The following is a 10,703-nucleotide window of genomic DNA, read 5'->3' as shown; positions in this document are numbered from 1 at the left end:
CCATTATAAAGTTATCTCTTTTGAAGTTTGGTTCAAAAACCACGAGGACTTGAAACAAAAAGTAACCAAAAAGTTCAAGAAATTTTAATCCTCCCGCCCACATCGCCTCCGCCGGCCTGGAAAAATTTCTTCCTCCCCACAAGTGTTTCATAGAAGGATTTTTCTAATGTAGGAGCCTTATTTATCCTAAATCCTTTGGAATTCGACCGATATTCCTCCTTAAAGGAATTATCGGACTATGGATTTGAATATCCAAAGTCAGAGATCAAGCCATTGAAGCAAATGGGGAATAAGGATATTCCGGTGGTGAGTATGGACAAATTGAAATAGAATAATGACCATAGACGACAGTCGACAGTCCACAGCCACATCAATTGAACTTCAAAACTTGTTATTCATTAAAAATCAATCCAATTTTCAACAATTTCAACCAACAAGAAAATCTAAAAAACTAAACATTTGCCTTCACGGTACCGACAGGGTAACAGGGCTTTCTCCCTCAGCAGTTACAGAACAGAATTCTTTTGAAGACAAGTTTTCCAACTTCCAAAGTGATTTTCCCTATCATTTCGGTGGATGATTCTCCTTTTTAGAAAATCCTTGACCAAAATACCAGGAGTATCATATTTCTTTTTACCCCGTACGACGGTGCAAGGAGATTGGTTTAAGTATAAAAATCAGATTAGCGCCTTGCACGGGGCTACTCATATTTTGCCCCGATGGGGCTGTTAGTTTAAAGTGCGGTCTAAGAAAATATCCCAATATCAATTTAGTATCAACCAATATCAGCACGAAATAGAGATATCTGATCCGATAATTTATTTCCCTGAAGCCGCAATCACCGCATCCCAAACCCTGAAAATATTCTTGTAACAGATTTTTTCAATGTCTTCTTTGGAATATCCACGCTTGAGCAACTCGGCAATGAGGTTAGGATACATCGATACATCCTTGAGACCGGTTGGCAGGCTGTCCCCTACCCCATCAAAATCAGAACCCAAACCCACGTGGTCGATTCCAGCCAAAGCCACTACATGGTCAAAATGGTCAGCCACTTTTTCCACATTGGGGAATGGGTTATTTTCAGCGGAGTATTTTTCGATATAGGCTACAGCTGCCGAATCAGTCCTGCTCAAGCCATTTTCTGCAAGCCAATTGACGATATGCTCCCGAACTGCTCCGGACTTTTCATTATAATCCCCATCTACAAAGCTTCCACCGAAATTGATCATGATCACCCCTCCATTTTTGCCAAGGGCTTTGATCATATCGTCATCCATATTCCTTTCAAATCCCGGAGTAAATTTCCTAGCGGACGAGTGGGAAGCTATGACGGGAACATCTGTCACTCTAATGACATCGTAGAAAGTGCTGTCCGACACGTGTGAAATGTCCACCATGATCCCTACCTTATTCATTTCTTTGACGACCTCCACTCCGAATTCACTCAAGCCATTGTGCGTGCGCGTGGTATCGTAAGAAGAATCCCCGATCAGGTTATCCGTGCCATGCGTGAGGGTTATATACCGGATACCGCGGTCGTAAAAATATTTGACATTGTTGATGTCATCTTCGAGCGCGGCCCCATTTTCCATTCCCATCGGAAATGAAACCTTACCCTCTTTGGTATTTTTCTCAATATCAGAAGGGGAATATGCCATAGCAAATTTGTCAGGCCAAGTATTCACCAACCTTTCTGTCATCAGGATCAAGGAATCTGCCAAAACCTTTGCTCCTCCCCTGTCCTGATAGCCTGAAGGAATATAGATCGACATAAACGGAGCGTCCAAACCCCCTTCTTTTGATCTGGGAAAATCAAAATTACCGCCATCCGTCCGGACGGATACATCCAAAATCTCCCGCTGAAGAGTAAATCCTCCAACTTTCATCCTGTAAGGAAGGTCCACATGCCCATCTACCATGATGGTATTTTGGGCCATTTCTTTTGCGGCAGGTAGTCTTTCCTCATCCGACAAAAGGGTGTAATCAATAGTCTCCGTTTTTTGGGAACATCCAAAAACGAAAGCAGAGGCAATCAATAATTGTAGGAGTTTTCTCATAGGAGGTCAATTTAAAAGATTAAAGTAAAAATTTCAGAATAATTTATTTTTCCTGATTGATAGACGGTCGGAATTTGTTGGAAAAAGGAAATTCCATCCGCTTATGTAATAGATTTTTCTACTTGAATCCGATAATTGGAAATTTGGCTAAATTGAAAGAAACCAAAGAAGATTCCTATGAGACTCCTGTCTTTCCTGATTTTATTGCTGATTGTTTCGTGCAACGCCCCGACTACCCCAACCGCCAAGATAACCATCGAGCAAGAACTTGCCGACGGTATAAAAGACGGACGGATGCTTTTGCTTTTTCACCATGATGAAAAAACAGAGCCGCGGTTTGCGGTGTCAGATGATGTCAATTCTGCCCAAGTAATGGGTATGGATTTTGAAGATTATCAGGCTGGAAATTCATTTTCTTTTGATTTTGGCACATTTGGATATCCCATCGAAAACTGGCAGGAAATCCCGGCAGGAGATTATTGGGTGCAGGCATTTATTGTGAGGCATGAGACATTCAACCGTGCAGATGGGCATGTCATCAAAATGCCGGTTGACCAATGGGAAGGCCGTCAGTGGGCAAGGACTCCCGGAAATGTATTCAGCACTCCCAAAAAAATCTCTTGGGACGGGGAATCAAACTTAGACCTGCACATCGATCAGGTCATCCCTCCTGTCGCCGAACCTGAAGACACAGAATTTATCAAGCATATCAAATTCAAGAGTAAGTTGCTTTCTGACTTTTGGGGAAGGGATATTTATCTAGGAGCACATGTTTTATTGCCCAGGGATTTTGACAAAAATCCAAATGAATATTATCCTTTGATGATTTATCATGGTCATTTTCCCTCTGATTTTGGAGGATTCAGGACCACTCCCCCTGATGAAAACATCAAAGAAACCTACAATGCGCGCTTCAATATTTATGGCTATGAGAAAATTGAACAGCAGGAAGCTTATAATTTTTATCAGAAATGGATTTCTCCGGATTTCCAAAAATTCATTGTCATCGAAATCCAACATGCCAATCCGTTCTATGATGACAGCTATGCCGTCAATTCCCAAAATATCGGACCTTATGGAGACGCCATTACTTACGAATTGATTCCACATATTGAGGAGCAATTCCGGGGAATCGGAGAAGGTTGGTCGAGGTTCACCTATGGCGGTTCGACCGGTGGATGGGAAGCTTTGGCTGTGCAGGTGATGTACCCCTCAGAATACAACGGCTGCTTTGCGGCCTGTCCTGACCCGATTGATTTTAGGGCATTTACGACGGTGAATATATATGAGGACCCAAATGCCTATTACCTCAACGGACCTTTTAGGACTACTGACCGTGTCGGAAAAAGAAATTACCTGGGACACGTTTCGGCCATGGTCAAAGACATGAACCATAAAGAATTGGCACTTGGAGGAACCAAAACCAGATCCGGTGACCAATGGGACATTTGGCAGGCTGTTTATTCTCCGGTAGGGGAAGATGGCTATCCCAAACCGATTTGGGACAGGTACTCTGGAGAAATAAACCAAGAAGTGGCTAACCATTGGAAAGAAAACTTTGACCTGCGGCATATCATGGAAAGGGATTGGTCAAAATTGGGTAAAGACCTTGAAGGTAAAATCCATATCTATTGCGGGGATATGGATAATTATTACCTGAATAATGCCGTTTATCTTACTGAGGAGTTTCTCGAAAAAACTTCTGAACCTTATTATGGCGGTGAGGTTAAATATGGGGATCGGGCCGAGCATTGCTGGAACGGCGACCCTACCCAGCCCAATTACATCACCAGGCTAAGATACAATACCATGTACCTAGACAAAATCGCTAAAAGACTGAAGGCCTCCGCTCCTTCAAATTTTAATCAAAAAACCTGGACTTTAAAAAAATAACCAACTATGAAGATCCCTAGAAAAATCAGTTTTGCCTTATTGATCCCTGCATTGGCATGGAGTTGTGGAGGTACGCAACAAAAAGTAGAATCTGAAGAATCTGCCACCGTAGAGGCAGTACCATCAGCACCATCACTCACCAAAGTTTGGGAAACCACAGAAGAACTGACCACCAATGAATCTGCCTTATATGATGCCTCCTCAGGGATAATCTATATAGCAAATATTGACGGCGACTCTGCCGAGAAAGACGGAAAAGGTTTTATTTCCAAAATATCCAAAACAGGTGAAATCATCGAGAAGGAATGGGTAAAAGGTCTTGATGCCCCAAAAGGAATGGGGATTGTCAACGGAACCCTCTATGTGACTAATATTGATGAATTGGTTGAAATAAACCTTACTACAGGCAAAATCTCCAAAAGACATAAAATTGAAGGTGCCCAATTCCTTAACGACCTCGACACAAGCGGCGACAAAGTCTTTTTCACGGACATGAATACAGGGAAAATACATGTATTTCAGAATGGTTCTTTCTCACTATTTGCTGAAAACCAAACCAAAATCAATGGCATTAGAATCGCTGAAGATGGAACAGTATTTGGTCTAGATGCTGCAGGTTTGAAGAAATACAACAGCGATGGGTCTTTCGAAATATTAAACTCAAATGTCACAGGTGGTGATGGATTGATAATCTTAGAGGACAATGTATTCTTGGCAAGTAGATGGCAAGGAGAAATTTACCTGATCAAAGACGGCATAGAAACTTTGCTTTTGGACACCAAAGCAGAGGAATCCAATACGGCTGATATAGGTTATATTCCAAGTGAAAATTTGGTCCTTGTACCCACTTTCTTCAAAAATAAAGTCGTGGCTTATAAATTGGACTATTGAAGCTTGGAAACCAAGAATAGAAAACGGGTTTTCCATATATCATTTTAGGGAATTGTACTTACCTTTACTTTATACAAGCCCCTATTTACCGGTCTTATAGTCCTTCCTCCAATCTGATTTGGGCAATATATTTTAGGGAATCTTTGAATAATCCAGACATGAATAACACAGAAAATATCAATTACGAATTAGAAAAAAACATGGAGGTCATCTCCCAGCTAGATGGCTTTGTCAACAATGCTGTTGAAACAGTTTTGGTTGATCCGGATGAATGTTGGCAGCCATCCGATTTTTTACCTGACATGGGTCAGCCTGATGCCTTTGACGAAGTCAAAAAACTCCAGGAAAGAGCCGCCGGAATTCCGGATACTATCATTACCTCCCTGATCGGTAATATGATTACCGAGGAAGCCTTACCGAGCTATCAAACGTATTTCAACCTTTTGGAAGGAATAAATGTTGAAGGAAGTCTTCTTAGCAATTCAGGTTGGGTAAGGTGGTCTAAGGCATGGACTGCGGAGGAAAACCGACATGGTGACCTGCTCAACAAATACCTTTACCTGTCCGGTCGTGCGGATATGAAAAAGGTAGAGCAGACCATCCACAGATTGATCTACAATGGTTTTGATCCTAAATCAGAAAAGGATCCTTATCAGGCGATGATTTATACCTCATTCCAAGAAAGAGCAACAAAAATTTCCCATGTAAACACCGGGAAGTTGGCAGACAAAGCTGGGGATGATGTGCTTTCCAGAATCTGTAAGACAATCGCAGGTGATGAAGCAAGGCACGAAAAAGCCTATAAAAGCTTTATGAGCCAGATATTTGAAATCGATCCAAACGGAGCGATGATTGCTTTTGAGAAAATGATGCGCAAGAATATTGTGATGCCGGCAGTTTTGATGGGAAAAGGAAGTAGCAATCCTACCTTGTTTGATCAGTTCTCAGCCATTACCCAAAAAATCGGTGTTTACACAGGTTGGGATTATGCCAGGATCATCGAACATTTGGTCAAACTCTGGGAGGTGCAAAACATTACCGGACTCAATGACGCCGCATCCAAAGCGCAAGAATACCTCGCCCATCTCTCTGACCGATACATGAGATTAGCTGACAGGATGAAAACGCCGGATGAAATATCCCTTGCGTGGTTAAAATAAAATGAAGGGCCTGAAGAAATTCAGGTTTTTTTATGGCCTTCGGGGAACATTTTTTCAATTAATTCTATTTAAATGTATATACATATAATAGGAACCATGACCATCAAAGAAATACATCCCGCAGCTTACCATCCGATAGCTGACCTCATCACATACAATCCCCTTCCCTCTCCAAAGCTCCGGCAGATCGACCCCTTCATTTTTTTGAACCATCACGGGTTTCAAACCTATCCAAAAAACAACAGGGGACTTCCTTTTGGGCCGCATCCCCATAGAGGAATGGAAACGGTCACTTTTATCCTCGAAGGTGACATCATGCACTTGGATTCGGGTGGACATGAATCAGTCATAGAAGCAGGCGGTATCCAATGGATGACTGCCGGAAGTGGCCTCATCCACTCGGAAGTTTCTTCTTCCAAATTCAAAAAAGAAGGCGGTGATTTGGAAATCCTGCAACTTTGGATCAACCTTCCCGCCAAATTGAAAATGACAAAACCGAGATACATTGGGCTTCAAAAAAATGAAATCAACCATTTTGACCTTGAAGGTGGGAAAGTTCAAATCCAAATGATCGCGGGGGAATGGGACGGAAATGTAGGTTCGTTTGAAACATTGAGCCCTATTTTCCTGAGTACAATCACCATGTCAAAAGAGGCAAAATTCACGAAAGATATTCCTGTTGATGAAAACATATTCTTCTATATCGTCCGTGGAGAAGTAAAAGTCCTCGGAGAAACAATTCCATTCAGAAACCTTGTAGAATTTACCGGGGACGGAGGAAATATGACCGTCGAAGCTACAGAAGACGCCATCCTGATTTTAGGTCATGCAAAGCCATTCAACGAGCCCATGGTAGCACAGGGTCCGTTTGTGATGAACACACAAAAGGAAATTGCGGAAGCTTATAATGATTATCAAGAAGGCAAATTTGGAACTTGGAATCATTAAAAAATGTGTGGCTGCCCTTTGACAGGCAGCCACCCGATATACTAAAAAATACTAAACTAAAATCATTTATAGAAACAGTATAGCTCAAAAAGTTGCTTAATCACCCGAATCAAAGATACGGGATCTGCAACCTTTAAAAAATACCCTAAAGGGGGTATTTTTTAATAGGAATCAATAATATCCTGGGATATGAGCTTATATATTTCTGCGATTTGTTCATTATAGTTCAAAAACTGGTGGTGGGCATCCAAAGTATTCAAATCTGCTCTTCTTGCAGGACCTGTTTGGGAACGCTTTGCCCCGAGTTCTAGACTTTTGCTTATGGTCTCAATAATGAGCGGCTTGAGCATTTCGAAATCCAAACCTTGCCTTCCCATGATTTCTTCAGAAAGCCTAAGCATGTGATTGGAAAAGTTGCTGGCAAAAACTGCCGCTACATGCAAGGCCATCCTGTCCTTTGACCTCACAAGGTATTGAAGTGGAGAAAGTGATTTGGCAAGTTTTTTCAATTTTTGCAAAGCTGATTGGTCCTCAGATTCCAATAAAAAGGGGACATCACCAAAGTCGATTTTTCTCTCTTTGCTGAATGTCTGCAAGGGATAAAAAATACCAGTATAGGTTGCCGAACTATATCCCAAAACATCCAATGGCACAGCACCTGAAGTATGGACGAGGATACTTTCTTCCGGCAAAATAATTTGATCTGCAAGTTCAGAAATGGCATGGTCGCTGACTGCCAAAATAAATATCTCTGCCTCGGATTCTGAAAAATCCAAGTCATCCTTTGTTTCAGCGGTGTATAACCTGCCGGTGAGTTTTTCAGCATCTGCAATATCCCGACCGTAGATTTCTGTCACAGTATGCCCCGCCTCTTCTATAGCAGGTGCGAGATGCCAAGCTACATTGCCTGTTCCCAATATCGCAATCTTAAATTTCATACTTGAAATATTTATATGTAAGCTTTCTTTCCACTAACCATATAAAACTCGGATTGGAGTTCAATTGTAGCGGCTATGGACCATCGACCGTGGTCTATGGACTGATTATCCGCTGCTTAAATCTTACCTTTTTTTGAGCCTTCGGAAACGTGGCGAATAATCATATTGAAATATATACCTTTTTGTCTTGAAACTGAAAACATGAAAAAGCCCTAAGGAATCTCTCCTTAGGGCTTTCAATATAATCGAAGAAAGAAAAACTATTAGGCTTCCAAGCCTTTATCTCTCATTTTTTTGAATTCATCATACCTTCTATAAATGGCTACGCAAAAACCAATCAGCATAAGGATCGTTCCTGCCCATAGGATATTGATCTGCGGCATCAGTATCGCCTTCAAGACCACATAGTCTTTTTGATACCTGTTGACTTTGAAAGAAAATGTGTTGGTTTCAGGTTTGATATTCTCCAATTCTACTTTGACACCGAGTTCATTATCTATGGCAGCAATTTTCCCGACCTGATTGTCTCGGATGATGAAGATCGGTTCCAGCCTTTTCTCCACATCATAATCCATTACGACCAACTTCGCCTTGACTGCCACATCTCCTTCTTTCAACTCGAAGCCTTCAACTTGGCTAAGCACTTCTCCGCCTTCAAAAGTGGTCACAAAATCAGAAATGAAAAATGTCTCTCCCGGTGCTACTTCATAAAATTCATCTTCTCTCCACTCAGGATCTTCATAGTCATTGATCGCAGAGACATAGGTGTATAAATCTTTGTTTACAAACCTTTTGGAATCCGGTGAGGAAATCAATCCCATGGAGGAATTGAATTGCGACATCGGGTTAAGTGAAAACTGGAAAACAGAATCTCTGTAGTAATCAATCTGGAAATAGTCATTTTCCTCCAACACAATGTTGACTTTATCACCCTTGCTGAAATAAGTCCTTCCTCTAGCCTCAAGATCTTCCAAAGCTATTGCTTCATTGATTCCCTCAGTGGATTTGAGTTGTTTGACATTTACAAAGCCCGGGAAGCCTACAACTTTTTTCTGTCTGCCACGATAGACAGCTGTATAATCTTTGATTTGGGTTGGTTTGTTGATCCAAAGCAACACGTGCTCTTTGTTCATTTCCTCTTCCCATGAATTGCTGTAAGTCAATCCTGATAAATTGTAGGATATGATTTCAGAATACCCAGATGAAAACATGATCCCAATCAGGATCATTCCCAATCCTATATGGGCCAAAGAACCCCCGGCCAATTTAAAGCTAGATTTTTTTATCAGTTTGATCAAAATGGTTGAATTGGCGACAATGGTGAATACCGAGGCCAAAACCACAATGATGTATGGAATGTCATAGACTTTTCCAAGGACAATGATCAGCGCAGAAATGATCACCGAAATGATATATGGCATCACAAGTGCTTCCCTTAGGGCTTTGGGATCCATTTTGTTCCACCAAAAAAACTGTCCCACTGCCGTCAGCAAAGCTACCACCACTGCAAACCACAATTGGAATTTGGTATAAAAACCAATCTGATCAGCCGGAGGTGCCATGTTGGAGATACCTCCAAAACTCTCCACCAATGCATTCCACACCGGAATGGAAGTAGGAAGGATTACCTGAAAAGCCATTAAGGACAATGTAGTCGCTCCAATGAAAATCCAGAACTCACGTGAATAGACAGAAGCTTCTTTTTCTGAAGTAGGGATATATTTCCAATTTTTTGCGGCCAAGAAAATAGCGACAACAAGGAAAAACAACATATAAATCAACAACTGACCTGATAAACCCAAGTCGGTAAAGGAGTGGACCGAAGAATCTCCCAATACCCCGGATCTCACCAAGAAGGTAGCATAAAGTACCAAAATGAAGGATGCAATAACCAAGACTATGGAAGACTTTAAGGCCGTACTGCTTTTCTTGAAAGTGATCATTGTATGGATCGCAGCCACCATGATCAGCCATGGGACATAGACGGCATTTTCGACAGGATCCCAATTCCAATAGCCTCCAAAATTCAAAGTTACATATGCCCAATAGGCACCCATGATGATCCCCATTCCTAGAATCATGGCCGAAAACTGTGCCCAAGGCAAAGCAGGACGAACCCACTCAGAGTATCTTTTGGTAGCCAATCCACCCATCAAAAAGGCAAACGGAACCAAAGTGGAAGCATATCCAAGAAACAGTGTAGGCGGGTGGATAACCATCCAAATATTCTGAAGCAAAGGATTGAGCCCTGTTCCATCTTCGGGTACAAAGTCGGGATTGATTTGGAAAATCGGGGCTGATACAGCATCTCTCAAAAGGATGAAAGGCGAACTTCCAATCTTCAGGTCTCCGATCACTACACCCAAAATCATGGATACCAAGAAAGCCTGCACCAAGGCAAAAACGATCATCACAGGACCTTCCCAGAATTTGTTGGTATGGATCAGAACCAATCCCAAAACCACATTCCAAACTATCCAAAGAATAAATGCGCCTTCTTGACCCTCCCAAAAACTGGAGATCATATAATGCACAGGAAGTGCTTTGGAAGAATGGGAGTATGAGTAGAAATATTCAAATCGGTGGTTGTAGATAATTTCAAAAAGTGCAAATGCTACCGTGACACTTGCCACGGAATGAATGTAAAAAGTGACCCTACTGAACCGCCTCCAATTTGCTTTGTCTAATTCTGAGGCAATCGTGTACTGATAATATGAATAAGCTGTGACCAAGGCACTGACAAAAGCAAGAATCAATGCAAAGTGGCCTAAATTACCTATAAAGGTATTGATCATGGTTGATGTTATCAAAGG

At 41.7% G+C, this 10,703-nt stretch carries 7 protein-coding genes; 4 read left to right on the top strand and 3 right to left on the bottom strand.

Translation table 11 applies throughout. The annotated features are described in order from the left end of the window. Positions 1-818 precede the first annotated feature (818 nt). Positions 819-2,060, bottom strand: coding sequence for a dipeptidase (locus M3O96_RS16490; protein WP_249722375.1), 1,242 nt, complete (start codon positions 2,058-2,060; stop codon positions 819-821). Between the two features lie 177 nt (positions 2,061-2,237). On the opposite strand from M3O96_RS16490, the gene M3O96_RS16485 reads away from it, so the two are divergent. From M3O96_RS16485 to M3O96_RS16470, 4 genes are all read left to right on the top strand, one after another. Further along, the gene (locus M3O96_RS16485; protein WP_249722374.1) at positions 2,238-3,953 is read left to right on the top strand and encodes a hypothetical protein; all 1,716 of its coding nucleotides are present in this window, start codon (positions 2,238-2,240) and stop codon (positions 3,951-3,953) included. Between the two features lie 6 nt (positions 3,954-3,959). Continuing rightward, positions 3,960-4,844, top strand: a complete 885-nt coding sequence (locus M3O96_RS16480; protein ID WP_249722372.1) for an ATP-binding protein — start codon at positions 3,960-3,962, stop codon at positions 4,842-4,844. Between the two features lie 158 nt (positions 4,845-5,002). Then, positions 5,003-6,004: an acyl-ACP desaturase gene (locus tag M3O96_RS16475; RefSeq protein ID WP_249722370.1), complete on the top strand. Its 1,002-nt coding sequence runs from the start codon at positions 5,003-5,005 to the stop codon at positions 6,002-6,004. Between the two features lie 72 nt (positions 6,005-6,076). After that, positions 6,077-6,952 (top strand): pirin family protein, encoded by an 876-nt coding sequence (locus M3O96_RS16470; protein ID WP_249722368.1) that lies wholly within the window; start codon positions 6,077-6,079, stop codon positions 6,950-6,952. Between the two features lie 161 nt (positions 6,953-7,113). Here the strand turns inward: M3O96_RS16470 and M3O96_RS16465 are convergent, their stop codons facing one another. Together M3O96_RS16465 and ccsA are read right to left on the bottom strand one after the other, a co-directional pair. After that, on the bottom strand, positions 7,114-7,890 hold the full coding sequence (locus M3O96_RS16465; protein WP_249722366.1) for a Rossmann-like and DUF2520 domain-containing protein: 777 nt from the start codon (positions 7,888-7,890) through the stop codon (positions 7,114-7,116). Positions 7,891-8,153: 263 nt separating this feature from the next. After that, complete coding sequence (gene ccsA, locus M3O96_RS16460) at positions 8,154-10,685, bottom strand: cytochrome c biogenesis protein CcsA (protein WP_249722365.1); 2,532 nt, start codon at positions 10,683-10,685, stop codon at positions 8,154-8,156. Positions 10,686-10,703: the final 18 nt, after the last annotated feature.

Origin of the sequence: Aquiflexum sp. TKW24L (genome assembly GCF_023502205.1) — a bacterium.
In the GTDB taxonomy this organism is placed as follows: Bacteria; Bacteroidota; Bacteroidia; order Cytophagales; family Cyclobacteriaceae; genus Cognataquiflexum.
The sequence above is the reverse complement of the archived record's forward strand: the minus strand, read 5'-3'. Positions and strand labels throughout refer to the sequence as shown.